This is a genomic window from Candidatus Fukatsuia symbiotica (assembly GCF_003122425.1).
GTDB lineage: Bacteria > Pseudomonadota > Gammaproteobacteria > Enterobacterales > Enterobacteriaceae > Fukatsuia > Fukatsuia symbiotica.
Genome location: NZ_CP021659.1, coordinates 2045753 through 2060274 on the forward strand (window position 1 = coordinate 2045753; position 14522 = coordinate 2060274).

14 protein-coding genes are annotated in these 14522 nt (G+C 43.4%); 8 read left to right on the forward strand and 6 right to left on the reverse strand.

Going from position 1 to position 14522, the window contains the following annotated elements:
- Window positions 1–159 precede the first annotated feature (159 nt).
- Both gpmA and CCS41_RS09805 read right to left on the reverse strand, forming a co-directional pair.
- Window positions 160–912: a 2,3-diphosphoglycerate-dependent phosphoglycerate mutase gene (gene gpmA / locus CCS41_RS09800; RefSeq protein ID WP_072550287.1), complete on the reverse strand. Its 753-nt coding sequence runs from the start codon at window positions 910–912 to the stop codon at window positions 160–162.
- Between the two features lie 108 nt (window positions 913–1020).
- Window positions 1021–1842 (reverse strand): CPBP family intramembrane glutamic endopeptidase, encoded by an 822-nt coding sequence (locus CCS41_RS09805; RefSeq protein WP_072550286.1) that lies wholly within the window; start codon window positions 1840–1842, stop codon window positions 1021–1023.
- A gap of 436 nt (window positions 1843–2278) precedes the next feature.
- Here CCS41_RS09805 and CCS41_RS09810 point away from each other — a divergent pair, with 436 nt between their 5' ends.
- From CCS41_RS09810 to pgl, 3 genes are read left to right on the forward strand one after another with little or no spacing between them, the layout of a single operon-like run.
- The gene (locus CCS41_RS09810; RefSeq protein WP_072550285.1) at window positions 2279–2410 is read left to right on the forward strand and encodes an AcrZ family multidrug efflux pump-associated protein; all 132 of its coding nucleotides are present in this window, start codon (window positions 2279–2281) and stop codon (window positions 2408–2410) included.
- 33 nt (window positions 2411–2443) lie between these two features.
- Window positions 2444–3226 carry a molybdate ABC transporter substrate-binding protein gene (modA, locus tag CCS41_RS09815; protein WP_072550284.1) on the forward strand — a complete coding sequence of 261 codons (783 nt, stop codon included), beginning with the start codon at window positions 2444–2446 and terminating at the stop codon, window positions 3224–3226.
- Window positions 3227–3254: 28 nt separating this feature from the next.
- Window positions 3255–4277, forward strand: coding sequence for a 6-phosphogluconolactonase (gene pgl / locus CCS41_RS09820; RefSeq protein ID WP_072550283.1), 1023 nt, complete (start codon window positions 3255–3257; stop codon window positions 4275–4277).
- Between the two features lie 220 nt (window positions 4278–4497).
- On the opposite strand, the gene parE is transcribed toward pgl, so the two are convergent.
- The 3 genes from parE to nudF form a co-directional block, all read right to left on the reverse strand.
- Window positions 4498–6393: a DNA topoisomerase IV subunit B gene (parE, locus tag CCS41_RS09825; RefSeq protein WP_072550282.1), complete on the reverse strand. Its 1896-nt coding sequence runs from the start codon at window positions 6391–6393 to the stop codon at window positions 4498–4500.
- 113 nt (window positions 6394–6506) lie between these two features.
- On the reverse strand, window positions 6507–7334 hold the full coding sequence (cpdA, locus tag CCS41_RS09830; protein ID WP_072550281.1) for a 3',5'-cyclic-AMP phosphodiesterase: 828 nt from the start codon (window positions 7332–7334) through the stop codon (window positions 6507–6509).
- A gap of 202 nt (window positions 7335–7536) precedes the next feature.
- A complete protein-coding gene (gene nudF, locus CCS41_RS09835; RefSeq protein WP_072550280.1) occupies window positions 7537–8169 on the reverse strand; it encodes an ADP-ribose diphosphatase in 633 nt (210 codons plus the stop codon).
- Between the two features lie 281 nt (window positions 8170–8450).
- Between nudF and tolC the strand changes: the two genes are divergently transcribed.
- From tolC to CCS41_RS09850, 3 genes are all read left to right on the forward strand, one after another.
- On the forward strand, window positions 8451–9926 hold the full coding sequence (gene tolC, locus CCS41_RS09840) for an outer membrane channel protein TolC (RefSeq protein WP_072550279.1): 1476 nt from the start codon (window positions 8451–8453) through the stop codon (window positions 9924–9926).
- A 184-nt stretch (window positions 9927–10110) separates the two neighbouring features.
- A complete protein-coding gene (locus tag CCS41_RS09845) occupies window positions 10111–10827 on the forward strand; it encodes a DUF1190 family protein (protein WP_072550278.1) in 717 nt (238 codons plus the stop codon).
- 10 nt (window positions 10828–10837) lie between these two features.
- Entirely contained in the window at window positions 10838–12004 is a 1167-nt protein-coding gene (locus CCS41_RS09850; protein ID WP_072550277.1) for a glutathionylspermidine synthase family protein, read from the forward strand.
- Here the strand turns inward: CCS41_RS09850 and ribB are convergent.
- Window positions 11990–12682 (reverse strand): 3,4-dihydroxy-2-butanone-4-phosphate synthase, encoded by a 693-nt coding sequence (gene ribB / locus CCS41_RS09855; protein ID WP_072550276.1) that lies wholly within the window; start codon window positions 12680–12682, stop codon window positions 11990–11992. The genes CCS41_RS09850 and ribB overlap by 15 nt on opposite strands.
- 367 nt (window positions 12683–13049) lie before the next feature.
- Here ribB and ubiK point away from each other — a divergent pair, with 367 nt between their 5' ends.
- Both ubiK and CCS41_RS09865 read left to right on the forward strand, forming a co-directional pair.
- Window positions 13050–13298 carry a ubiquinone biosynthesis accessory factor UbiK gene (gene ubiK / locus CCS41_RS09860; protein ID WP_072550275.1) on the forward strand — a complete coding sequence of 83 codons (249 nt, stop codon included), beginning with the start codon at window positions 13050–13052 and terminating at the stop codon, window positions 13296–13298.
- Window positions 13299–13410: 112 nt separating this feature from the next.
- Complete coding sequence (locus CCS41_RS09865; protein WP_072550274.1) at window positions 13411–14445, forward strand: hypothetical protein; 1035 nt, start codon at window positions 13411–13413, stop codon at window positions 14443–14445.
- Window positions 14446–14522 lie beyond the last annotated feature (77 nt).

A 14522-nucleotide genomic window follows, 5' to 3' on the forward strand; every position in this document is an offset into this window, starting at 1 on the left:
CCTGTTCGAAATCTCTTGTGCTCGCTGTGTTTTTTCCTCGTCTGAGCACAGTGAAAAAGATTTGGAACAGGCTCTAACAGTTTCTGGTTATAAATACAGTTGTCTGTCAGATTAGATCGGGTGCTCATCGTTGAGATATTTAGCCAGTTTTGGCACAAGTTATTTGGCTTTTCCTTGATTAGCAACGACCGCTGCTTTTGCCGCGATTTCTTCTGCGTTCCCCAGATAATAATGCTTGATAGGTTTAAAATCTTCATTAAGTTCGTACACTAAAGGCGCAGCAGTCGGGATATTTAATTCAAGGATTTCATCTTCAGTCATGTCATAGAGATACTTTATTAGCGCTCGCAAAGAATTACCATGAGCCACAATGATAACGCGCTCACCCCTGGCGATGCGCGGTTGTATAACCTCATCCCAGTAGGGGATAACGCGCTCGACTGTGGTTGCAAGGCTTTCAGCCAGTGGCAATTGGTCGGCGCTGAGCTTCACATAACGCGGATCATGACCGGGGAAACGTTGATCTTCTTTGGTTAATTCAGGAGGAGAGATGGCAAAACCACGACGCCACAGTTTTACTTGATCATCACCGTATTTTTTAGCCGTTTCCGCTTTGTCTAACCCCTGTAACGCCCCATAATGGCGTTCGTTGAGCATCCAGGATTTTTCAACCGGTAGCCAAGATTGACCCAACACATCCAATACATAATCCAGGGTATGGATAGCGCGTTGCAAAACCGAAGTATAGGCAAAATCGAAAATCAAGCCTTCTTTTTTTAATACGTCACCAGCCTGTTTCGCCTCGCTACGACCTTTCTCAGATAGGCCAATATCCGCCCAGCCAGTAAAACGATTTTCTTTATTCCATTCACTTTCACCGTGTCTTACCAGAACCAATTTAGTCACCGCCATAACGTAAAATCCTTAACTCGCTAATTTATTCAACAAGAATATCATATTGCGGGACGGCTACGTACAGCAATCGTTTGTTTTAACCCTGGCTGATTTTTTGCCTAATTATTATTTTGGCAAATATATTGGATAAGTGAAAAACAGCAAATGTATAAGATTAAATGCAAAATGGAAGCTAACAGCAACCCATAGACGACCACTCCATAGCCAGGCCAAGCCGTAAATTATTCCGGCCAATGTAGCAAAAATAATCAGTGAGGAGCCGCCAGCGAAATGATAGGCACCGAATACCAACGCACTGCATAGCAGTGCTGGATAAGCCCCTAACCACTGGCTAAGTCTTCGTTGCAAATATCCGCGGAACAGCGCTTCTTCAGCTAGGCAGACAAAAAAGACATTGGCGATAAAAAACTGCCCAATCCATTGTGGAAAATGGAATTCTATCTTTAAGCCACCGATGGCAACAGCCAGTAAAAGCAAGGCCGGTACTGTACACATTAATCCTATCCAGCTGAGTTGACTGATCGAAGGATGTTTTTGGGTAGTGAATAAATCTGGCAAACATATCAATACAAAGAAGGGTATCAGCGCCTTGTCAAAGTTGTAATACATGGAGAAAGGCCCGCTCAGCATGCCAACTTGAACTTTATCTAATATTTTAAAGTTGTTGAAACCAGAGACGTGAAAAAGAAGTGCGATGCAACCAAGAAGTAGCAGTAATTCCATCACCACTACTCGCCATTTCTGCTGACGATGACGTAATAGCGTTACGGCAACAGCGACTACTAGCATGAATAATAAGAAAGCCATCGCCGGCAGAGTTAATACAGCATAATAAACAGCCCCTGCTAACGAACAAAGTAGTAGCAACAGGGATAGTGTGTGGTTAAATGGTAAAAAAAACAATGAAGCAGCAAGAGTTGCCCACATGATAAAGTCCTTTTGTTTGTTTTTCTTGATAACATACTTTAATCGATTGTAGTGACTATTAATAGATAGAGCTAATTGTTTATGGAGATTGATTAATCCTTGTTATTTATCCAAAATTATATCGTTATCACATAACTCTGTTATGTTATCTAGCATGGGAGCATCATAGGGATTATCTTTTTTATTAGACCCTTTGTAAAACGATAGCAAGTGCTGCGAAGTCAAGACGTATAGAGCGCTGCAATCCCTGTACGTACATTTGCTAGCACCAGATAACGCAGAATTTGCAGCACCGAATAGTTTTTACAAGAGCTCTATTGCAAGTCTATCATCCATAAATATGATAAGTATCGTGAATATAAGTTATTCTAGTAATAGATCTAATAATAGACGGTGGTATAAATTATCGCTAATTGTATAGTTAAGTGGGGCTACCATGTTGGAATTATTGCAAAGTTTGTTGTTAGCGGTGGTGATGGTGCCGGTAGTGATGGCGGTGATGTTGGGGCTAATTTATGGTTTAGGCGGTATATTTAATTTGATTTCCAGGACAAGTCAGTCGAAATAACAGTGTTAATAGTTTTTTATTAAGGGGAAGGGGATGAAATATCGGTGGGATAAATGGATTTTTGGCGTCATATTGGTTTGTGTAGGGAACCTGTCTGCTGTAGCGGCAGAGAAAGTTACCTTGTTTGCCGCTGTTTCATTAACTAATGCATTACAGGATATTGCTAAACAGTATCAGGTAGAAAAACAAATAGAGGTGGTGGTTTCTTACGCATCATCTTCCACGCTGGCACAGCAAATAGCAAAGGGCATAACAGCGGATCTGTTTATTTCGGCCGATCAACAATCGATGGATTATCTCGCTGAAAAACAGGCCATTGTTTCTGTTAGTCGCTACACTCTATTGGGTAACGAACTAGTGCTTATCGCACCAACAGACAGCAATATTTATAACGTTGCCATCAATAAAGAAACCGATTGGAAAAACTTGTTGGACGGGGGGCGCCTGGCACTTGGCGATCCAGACCATGTTCCTGCTGGGGTTTATGCCAAACAGGCATTGGAATATTGGGGAGCCTGGTCGACATTAGCGACGGATATTATCGCTGCCAGCGATGTTCGTCGTGCATTAGCACTGGTAGAACGGTCAAAAGCACCGTTGGGTATTGTTTACGGATCAGATGCAGTATCCAGTGATAAGGTCAGGGTTGTTGGTGTTTTCCCCGATCAAAGTCATAATCCCATTGAATACCCGATGGCAATAATTCGTGGTCATGAAAACCCGCAAGTCAGCGCTTTTTATGATTATCTGAAAAGCCCCGCTGCCATCACAATCTTCAGAAATAATGGATTTTCCTACATTAATAATCTCGAATGAAGATGAAAAGGTCGATTAAGGAACGATGATGAAACAAATAGTGTATGTGGCAAGTCCAAACAGCTCACAGATCGATGTTTGGCAATTAAATCTAATAGGTGAATTAACGTTGCTGCAAACTGAGAGAGTGTCCGATCAGCAGGTGCAACCTATGGTTATTAGCCCTGATAAGCGTTATTTGTACGTGGGCGTGCGCCCCGATTTTGCCATCCTGACTTACCGTATTACTGATGATGGTAGGCTAAAAAAGGTGGCTAGTGCTGCACTGCCTGGCAGCCCAACACATATCTCGACTGATTTGCAAGGACGTTTTTTATTTTCAGCATCCTATAATGCAAATTGTGTTAGCGTCAGCCCGATCGATAACCAGGGCGTGGTAAAAAAATGGATCCAGCAATTGGATGATTTAAAGACACCACATTCAGCAAACATCGATCTGGGCAATCAACTGGTACTGGTGCCTTGTCTGGAAGAAGACCGAATATGTCTATTTAAGTTAAGTACTGATGGAAAATTAACACCACACAAGCAACAGAAAGAAGTGAAAACAGCAAAAGGGGCGGGTCCACGTCATATGGCATTCCATCCTCATCATCAGGTCGCTTATTGTGTTAATGAGCGAAATAGTACGGTAGACGTTTATCAAATCACGGATAATGGCCAACAATATAGACGGATCCAAACGTTGAATGCACTGCCGACTGATTTTACCGGCACTTGTTGGGCCGCCGATATTCATATTACTCCCGATGGACGCTATCTGTATATCAGTGATCGTACGGCTAGCACCCTGGCGATTTTTAGCATAGAGCAAGAGGGTACGGTGATTTCCTTGATAGGGCATCAGCCGACAGAAACACAACCACGCGGTTTCAATATTGATCATAGCGGTGATTTTTTAATCGCCGCAGGGCAACAATCCGATCATATTGCCGTTTATGGTATTGATGAACACACTGGAAAATTAACTCTACTGGCACGTTATCCGGTAGGTAAAGGACCAATGTGGGTAACAGTTTTAGCGCTTAGAACCTGTTCCAAATCTTCTTGAGCGACGCTCAGACAAGGAAAAAACGGGCGAAGAAGCACAGTTTACATAAAGTCAATGCGCATTTTGAGCTCGTTTTTGACGAAGTATCAGCGAGCACAAGAGATTTCAAATAGGTTCTTAAAGATTGACGTTGTTCACAGTATATAAAGTTTGCTGATTGATTTTACTGCATGGATGCTATTGCGTAGCGCAAATGTTGCGTTACGTAGTACCTTTCTGTCTAGAGCTCGATTGCTAGCCCATCACCCTTCTCCTGTAACCAATTGCGGCGATCTTCCGACCGTTTTTTGGCTAACAGCATATCCATCATCGCCAGCGTTTTAGCCGTATTTTCGTCATCGATGGTCAGTTGTACTAAGCGACGTGTATTAGGATCGAGCGTGGTTTCACGTAATTGTAGTGGGTTCATTTCACCGAGTCCTTTAAAACGCTGAACATTCGGTTTACCACGTTTACGTTGCAATTGTTCTAGCACGCCGATTTTTTCTTCCTCATCCAATGCGTAGAAAATTTCTTTGCCCAAATCAATACGGTACAACGGTGGCATAGCAACATAAACGTGTCCGCCACATACCAAAGAGCGAAAATGACGCACAAATAACGCACACAATAAGGTAGCAATATGCAAACCATCGGAATCTGCATCAGCCAAAATACAGATTTTACCGTAGCGGAGCTGACTTAAATCTTCACTATCAGGATCGATGCCGATAGCCACCGAAATATCATGCACTTCTTGCGAAGCCAACACTTCATCAGAAGAAACCTCCCATGTATTGAGAATTTTACCTTTTAGCGGCATGATAGCTTGATATTCGCGATCACGTGCCTGCTTCGCCGATCCCCCTGCAGAGTCCCCTTCGACTAAAAATAATTCGGTAAGGTTGAGATCCTGTGAACTACAGTCCGCCAGTTTGCCTGGTAACGCTGGACCACTCGTCAGTTTTTTACGCACCACTTTTTTAGCCGCGCGCATCCGTCGTTGAGCATTAGCGATAGCGAGTTCGGCGAGTTGTTCCGCTACCGGTACGTTTTTGTTAAGCCATAAACTGAAGGCATCTTTCACCACACCAGAAACAAAAGCGGCACATTGGCGAGAGGAAAGGCGTTCTTTGGTCTGCCCGGCAAATTGTGGATCCTGCATTTTGACCGACAAAACATAAGCGCATCGATCCCAAATATCATCAGCGACAAGTTTTACGCCACGAGGTACCATATTGCGAAACTCGCAAAATTCGCGCATGGCATCTAGCAAACCCTGACGCAGCCCGTTAACATGGTTCCCCCCTTGCACCGTGGGTATCAAATTAACGTAACTTTCCGTCAATAATTCACCGCCTTCTGGCAGCCAAAATAATGCCCAATCAACAGCTTCAGTCGCGGCAGTGAGAGTACCGATAAAAGGCACTTTTGGCAGCGTGACCAGGCCGTCAACCGCTTCCATTAAATAATCTGTCAGGCCATCGGCGTAGCACCAACGTTGTTCGCTGTTATTGATCAAATCCTTAAAAAATATTTCCACGCCGGGGCACAACACCGCTTTGGCTTTTAATAAATGTGATAAGCGAGAAACCGAGAAACGGGGACTGTCAAAAAAAGAGGTGTCAGGCCAAAAATGAATGTAAGTACCCGTATTACGTTTGGCACAAGTACCTATGACGTGCAAATCTTGCACTTTATCGCCATTTTCAAAAACAATGCTATATATCTGCCCATTACGTTGTACTTTCACTTCCAGTCGGCGTGATAATGCATTGACTACCGAAATACCAACGCCGTGCAACCCGCCAGAAAACTGATAATTTTTATTCGAAAACTTTCCCCCAGCATGGAGACGGCACAGAATTAACTCAACTGCGGGAACACCTTCTTCAGGATGGATATCCACCGGCATACCACGACCATCATCATTGACCTGCAATGATTGATCAGCATGTAAAATTACCTCAATGCGCCGTGCGTGCCCTGCCAAGGCTTCATCAACGCTGTTATCGATCACCTCCTGGCCCAGGTGGTTTGGACGGGTCGTATCGGTATACATTCCAGGTCGACGGCGGACGGGTTCCAGCCCGCTGAGCACCTCAATAGCGTCAGCGTTATAACTTGATTTATTCATTTTATAATTAATACTTGGCTAATAGTTGAACGACAGAGCGGTTTCACTGTACCCTCTCTCCACAGTCTTAAGTTGCCTTTATGTACCGGCTAGCAAAAAAATTTTAACACAAGTTAGTAACCATCCGAATTGATATCAGGACAGAATTCGCCATCCGCTAAACGGCATACTTCAGTTGCAACTGAACCATCGGGCTGTAAATCGATATAACGCCACCCTGGTGCCAAGTTATCAAGAGTGAAAATAAGACTATTTGGCTTAAATTGTACACTGGTAGACGGGCTAGCTAACAGGCGTCTGCCATACCAATCACCCTCTAACTCCTGGTGAATATGCCCACACAATAAGGTAGTAACACGTGGATAACGCATCAGTATTTCTGCCAGCTGTGATGCATTACGCAAGCTAATCTGATCAAGCCAGCTACAACCACAAGCGAGTGGATGATGATGCAGTGTCACTAAAGCATAACGTTGTGGATGTGCTTGTAAACAATGCTCCAGCCATAACAACTGATGTTCACTGAGATTACCGTAAGATTGACCCACTACCTGGCTATCCAACAAAAGGATCTGCCAATCATTACCCGCCATAACCTGCTTGGCAGAGACAATGCCAGCATCCGCCAATACTTTAACCATCACCGATTGATCATCATGATTTCCTGGTAGCCAAACGCAAGGCGCTGCCAGTTCAGACACGCCAGCGGCAAAACGTTGGTAGGCCACTACGGAAGGTGTTTGCGCTAAATCACCGCTAGCTATGATCAGATCACAATGGTGCTGTTGCATAACAATAGCCGCCAATACAGCATGATAACTTTCTGCCGTATTAACGCCCAATAGAGTTTGATTTTTATCTGTAAAAAGATGGCTATCTGTTATTTGTAGAATTCTTACCTTGGTTCCATTTACCATCGGCAGTTTAAACAGATTTTCCAAATGTTCTCCTTATTTTCGTCGTTCATCAGACTTCTTGCAAAACTGCAACACACACCACTCAGTAGGTTATACAAGACGCCTATTCCAACATCATCATCGAATACCCGTTGAGTAGAATAGAAATCAGTATAACTTGCTTCAAAATAAAAGATCTGCGGGCTGGTACACACTTCCACTGTCACCAGGTTTTGTAAGAAGTCGATTATTTTGTCCACGCTTGTTTTAATGCGTGATGGTGCAATTCTAACCACTGTAGTGCAATGACCGATGCGGCATTCTCAATCACGCCTTCTTCAACCCAACGATAAGCTTGTTCACGGCTCACCACGTGAACCTTAATATCTTCATTCTCCGTCGCTAAGCCATGGATACCGGTGGCGGTACTCGCATCCACTTCGCCCACCATGATCGATAAGCGTTCACTGACTGCACCTGGATTGGCTAAATAACTGAGTGTTAATTTACAACGCCCCACCTCAATCCCTGCTTCTTCCTTGGCCTCACGCCGTGCTACCTGTTCAACCGTTTCACCCGGTTCTATCATTCCAGCAACGATTTCTAACAGCCAAGGCGTACTGCTATTATCCATAGCAGCAATACGTACTTGTTCTATCAACACCACCTGATCTTGCCGCGGATCATAGGGCAATAGTGCTGCAGCATGACGGCGTTTAAAAACTTCACGGGTTATTTCATTACTCATGGCACCACTGAATAATTTATGACGAAATCGATACAAAGTTAAGGTGAAAAAACCTTTATAAAGTAGCTCACGTGTAATAATTTCTACATCACCCTTACCAAAAGTAACCGGTGATTTTTGGGAGTCAGTCATCTGTTCCTCTCTCTCTCCATATGATTTTTAACTTATTCACACCACGCCGCAAATTATGCAAGAGATCTAATAAAAAAGGATTTATTACTTTACAAAACTACCTTATTAAGCATAATTTTTGCCACCAATATTTAAAATAATAAATATGCTAGCCTATATAACCGTTAGTCTTAAACGTAATATATTCGCTTAAGTTTATGTTAGATTTAGATGAATTAAGGCAAGATGGCACAAATTCTATTTGTAGTGCACAATAAGTGACTGTATAACAAGGATTACTAATGAAGAAGTTACTCCCCTTGCTGATCGGACTGAATTTAGTCGGCTTCAGTACCCTAAGTCAGGCAGAAAATCTGCTGCAAGTTTATCAACAAGCCAGAGACAGTAACCCTGAGTTACGTAAAGTAGCGGCTGAACGTGATGCCGCATTTGAAAAAATTAATCAAGCAAGCAGCTCGCTGTTACCGCAATTGGGGTTGAGTGCCGACTATGGCTATAGCCGCGATTTTCGTAATGATTCAAGACGCGACGTTAATATACATCGTTCAGATCCGAATACCCATAGCACTTCGGGTTCACTGAGATTGACGCAAAGCATTTTCGATATGTCAAAATGGCGCGCTCGAACATTGCAGGAAAAAACCGCGGGTATTCAGGAAGTCAACTATCAAATTAGTAGACAAAATCTGATTCTCAATACAGCTACCGCTTATTTTGATGTATTACGCGCCATCGACGCGCTCTCTTACACTGAAGCGCAAAAAGAAGCTGTTTACCGCCAACTAGACCAAACAACCCAGCGTTTTAATGTTGGCTTAGTTGCCATCACCGATGTGCAGAGCGCGCGCGCAAATTATGATGGTGTATTAGCCAGTGAAGTCAATAGTCGCAACAAATTGGATAATGCATTAGAGTCTCTGCGTCAAGTGACTGGTGTTTACTATCATGAACTGGCTTCTCTAAACCTCAAACGACTGCAAACTAAACACCCAAATAAGGTTGATACCCTGTTGCAAGAAGCGGAAAAAAATAATCTGGCGTTGCTTGTTGCTCGTCTAAACCAGGATCTGGCACAGCAACAAATTAAAATCGCTGAAACCGGTTATATGCCAACGCTGGATCTGGTGGCTTCCACTGAGCTGAGCAACAATCGCATCAAGGATATATACGGCGGTTCAAACAACACCGAAGCAGGCAAAAATAAAATTGGTGTGTCACTCAATATGCCTTTATATAACGGTGGTTCGACTTACTCTCAGGTTAAACAGGCTCAATACAATTTTGTTGGTGCCAGTGAAGGTCTGGAAAACGCCCACCGTAATGTAGTACAAAAAGTGCGCTCTTCATTCAATAATATTTCAGCTTCAATTAGCAGCATCAATGCCTATAGACAGGCCGTTATTTCTGGCAAAAGCTCGCTGGATTCGATGGAGGCAGGCTATAAAGTGGGTACTCATACTATTCTCGATGTCTTGAATGCAACGACCACACTATATAATGCTAAACAGCAGCTTGCTAATGCACGTTATGATTATTTAATCAATGAATTAAGTATTAAATCAGCATTAGGAACCTTAAACCAGGATGATTTGATGGCATTCAATAGCGTACTGGATACGCCTATTTCTACCTCTACCACCAAGCTAGCACCAGAAAGCCCGGATGCTACGACAGATAACCGGCAAGTCGCTCCGACTGACATGACACCCCCTGCGAATACTCAGCCCCGCAATAGCGGCAATCCATTTCGTGGTTAACGGTTAAACACACTGCCTTCGGGTGCTGGTTTCATCAGTACCCGATTTGTTTTTTATCCACGGATATATTCCAGGCGACAAAATTTTGCTGTTATCTCACGCTTTAATTTTGTACCGCTTTCCTCTATTCTTATGTCATTCACTGGGAGATCAATAATCTGTTACTAAAATAGGATGTATAACCATGAAACGGACTAAGAATATCAATCAAGAGGCATTTCGTAAATCTTGGCGTAGCTATCGTCTAGCACCCATAGCGTTATCACTGAGTGCCGTATTCATCCTGGCAGGCTGCGAGAAAACAGATGAAACTGTTTCGATGTATCAAAATGCTAGCGATTGTTCACAAGCCAACCCATCAATGAGTGAACAATGCAGCGCTTCGTACAATAAGGCGCTGCAAGAGGCAGCGAGAACGGCACCGAAATACGCCACCCAGGCTGATTGTGTGGCCGAATTTGGCGAATCACAGTGTACCCCTGCTCCCGCTCCAGCACAGGCAGGGATGGTACCTGGTACAACAGGATCTGCGTCTAACACCGCTGAAACTAGCAAAACAGCAGAATCACACGGTGGCAGTGCCTGGATGCCGTTAATGGCAGGCTATATGATGGGGCGCATGATGGGTGGCAGTGGTTTTGCTCAACAACCTCTGTTTACCTCAAATCAACCAACCAGCCCCGCTAACGGTAAGTTTGTCGATGCCAGTGGTAAAAATTATGGTGCCGCCACTTCGGGTCGCTCGGTGACCGTACCTGGAAGCACACTTGCACCCAAGCCCGCGGTCACGACCACTACCACGCGTGGCGGTTTCGGCGAATCCGTTGCTAAACAAGCGTCGATGCAACATAGCAATACTTCTTCTTCATCCAAATCCAGCGCACGTAGCATGGGGAGTTAAGATCTAAAGAATGAAACGTGTAACTATTAATGAACGCCCTGACTGGCGTGACAAAGCCACTGAGTTCGGTTTTCATTTTCACACTATAAATAATGAGCCTTACTGGTGTGAAGAAGCCTACTATGAGTTTACCCTTGCTCAGATTGAAGAGTTGGAAGAAACCACTGCTGAACTGCATCAAATGTGCCTAAAGGTGGTGGAAAAAGTAGTCAATAATGAAGAATTATTGACTAGATTTAGTATCCCGCCACACTGCTGGGATTTTGTTCGATCTTCATGGAAAACGTGCCAGCCTTCGCTCTATTCACGTCTCGATCTGGCCTATGACGGCAAAAATCCGGCCAAGTTGTTAGAAAACAACGCAGATACCCCCACTTCATTATATGAAACCGCCTTTTTCCAATGGATATGGTTGCAAGACCAGATAAACGCCGGCCATCTGCCTCAACGTGCGGATCAATATAATAGTTTGCAAGAAAAACTGATTGAGCGTTTTGCTGAGCTACGGGAAAGCCACGGATTTAATTTATTACATGTGGCCTGTTGCCAGGATACGACAGAAGACCGCGCTACAGTACAGTATTTGCAAGATTGCGCCTTGGACGCTGAGCTGCCCAGTGAGTTTTTATTTATCGACGAAATCGGACTAGGCGAAAAAGGACAATTTACCGATCTACACAACCAAGTCATCAGCAATTTTTTCAAGCTTTATCCGTGGGAATTTATGTTCCGTGAAATGTTTTCCACCAAACTCGAGGATGCTGGCGTACGTTGGCTCGAACCGGCCTGGAAGAGTATCCTTGCTAATAAAGCACTGCTACCATTGTTGTGGGAAATGTTTCCTGGTCATTCCAATTTACTCCCAGCTTACTTCGCTCAAGATAAGAATCAGCCGTTGACTCACTACGTCACTAAGCCTCTGTTCTCACGTGAAGGCGCTAATATCCAAATAACCGAAAACGGTCAAAGAATAGCTCAAACGGAGGGGCCTTATGGTGCAGAAGGCATGATCGTGCAACAGTTCCACCCATTACCTCGCTTTGGTGACAGTTACACCTTAATTGGTAGTTGGTTAATAAATGATCAGCCCTGTGGCATTGGTGTACGTGAAGATCGGCAGTTAATTACACAGGATTCATCCCGTTTTTATCCACATATTATCCTAGATCCTATGTGAAATCGTCATGAGTGATGCCGCCATCGGATTGTCCGGCGGCTCGCCTCGCTGTCGATAGCATACTAAATCTTCGATCGTGAGCACCGGCATCTTATGTTGTTTAGCAAATGTAACCACTTCTGGCATGCGTGCCATACTGCCATCATCGTTAGTGAGTTCACACAGCACCGCAGCAGGCTTTAACCCTGCCAATTGAGCCAGATCGATAGCCGCTTCAGTATGCCCACGTCGGGAAAGCACGCCGTTTGTTTCTGCACGCAGCGGGAAGACGTGACCGGGGCGATTTAAATCAGCAGGTTTTGCGTTATCAGCAATAGCTGAAAGGATAGTCGTCAGTCGATCTGTTGCCGAAACCCCTGTTGTCACACCTTTTGCCGCTTCAATACTCACGGTAAACGCAGTTTTAAACTGGCTAGAATTTTTATTGACCATCATGGGTAATTCAAGTTGACAACGACGATCTTCAGTAATACACAGACAGACAATACCGCTACCGTGACGGATAGTTAACGCCATTTGCTCTACGGTCATTGTTTCTGCCGCGAAGATCATATCGCCTTCATTTTCACGGTTTTCATCATCCAGTACCATGACACCAAGACCATTACGTAAAGCACAGAGTGCACGCTTTACGCGTTCTATAGGGGGGCCAAATTCAGAGCACAGTGTCTGATCCACGGTAAAAAACCTCAATAAAATAAGCTTTCACAGACTTCCACAAGGGAATGAATTACTATCCTGATCCTCGTACATACTGATCTGAGAATGAGATTCGGAACTATATCGTTAATCATTCATACAGGCAATCCACAAAATAGACCCACGGTGAAACCTACTTGTTGTGTGTTACTGTGAGCTCTATTGAATTGAATGACACTACCAAAAGGTTTATCCAAAGTGGATCAGGCATTACACTTATAGCATCTTGACCACAGATCTCATTATGCCTCTTTCAAAATCTGCTGTGTGACGTGGATCCTACATTGTATCCTAGGCTTCAAGTCGCTTTGGGTTTTCGAAAGAGCTTGAATTACTGGAGAATATTATGATAGATGCGAAAAAGATTGAAGAAATCGCTCGCCAGGTGCATGAATCACTGCCTTATGGCGTACGCGAGTTCGGGGATAACGTTGAAAAAAAAATCCGTCAGATACTGCAAACACAGCTCACCCGTCTCGATTTGGTTAATCGAGAGGAATTTGACGTACAAACTCAGGTTTTATCACGTATCCGAGAGAAACTTGTAACTTTGGAGCAGCGGCTGGATGAGTTAGAAGCAAAATCTAGCCTATGAATGCGAGTTATGAATTTTCGATGAGGTGGCACCTCGAAACATGACCACTACAGCGGCTTCGCCCTATCGATTGTGGCCTCAGGTTTTTTCATAAATGTGATAGAGGTGCTCTATGTGTTCGCCTTCAGTTAGCAATGAAAATTTAATATCCGGCGATTATGCGGCTCCCTCTGGTAGAAGACGGAAAAAATTTGAATTTGTACGGCATCGAAGCACGAACGATTGTATTGCTAACATCGATGACGGGCGCTATCCATCTTTGGAAAAGGATTACGTTTTAAGGGATAGTGTTAGATCCGCTTTTATTCAAGCGGATGTCTTTTACAATAAGGCAAATCGGCGTGATGTTCCAACAAGCAATTCTCCCAATGGCATAGATACTATTCAAACTGTACGTAAATGGGTACGTAGAAAAGCCGCCGATATGTCAGACGATCTACGACAAGAATTTGATGATGCCTGTAAAAATAATAATTGGGTCATCATACAAAGAATTTATGGTGAATTAGTTGTGAAAGCCTATGAAAATCATCAAACCGATCAGGATAATCTTTCTGCTGGAAACTTAGCTTCAATTTCAACAAAAGTAGAAGCAAGCGCCACAACCCACGAGAGTGAATATAAAGAGGGGATCCCAACTTATTGTGGAGAGATCTCTTATTTAGTTTACACCTTGTTATGTAGACAAGGTGTAAATCCGGAGATAATGCGAGTGATCTGTTTTACAGAAAATAACCCAGATAATCCTGATTTCGCTAATAATCACGCCCTAATTATCTACTCTTCAGACCCGAATCTATTCACAAATATGGAATTTTACTGTGGTATTAATGAAGGCACCCCTAATTCATATTCTCTTTTTATCGATTTTTGCGCTGAAATAAATGAAAAAAAAGAAACATTTCTGATTCTTGACCCTTGGAGTAAGGATAATAAAATTATTGATCCACTGATAAAAGATGAGGTTTTTGATGTTATTAAAAATAATTTTCCAGATGAAGACGAGAAGACAATAAAAAAAAGATTCTTAAAGCAAATTATAGACGGTATATTAGTCGAATCCGAGGTATTGGCTGAAAGTTATGATGAATCTAATTTTAGCACTCGTCAGGGAGCATCCGTTCATATTGATGTCCCTATGTCTTGACACGGCGAGCAACAAAGATTCCGAACAGGTTCTAATAGAAGCTCAGACAAAAGCGATAGTAGCATATACCCTTCGTC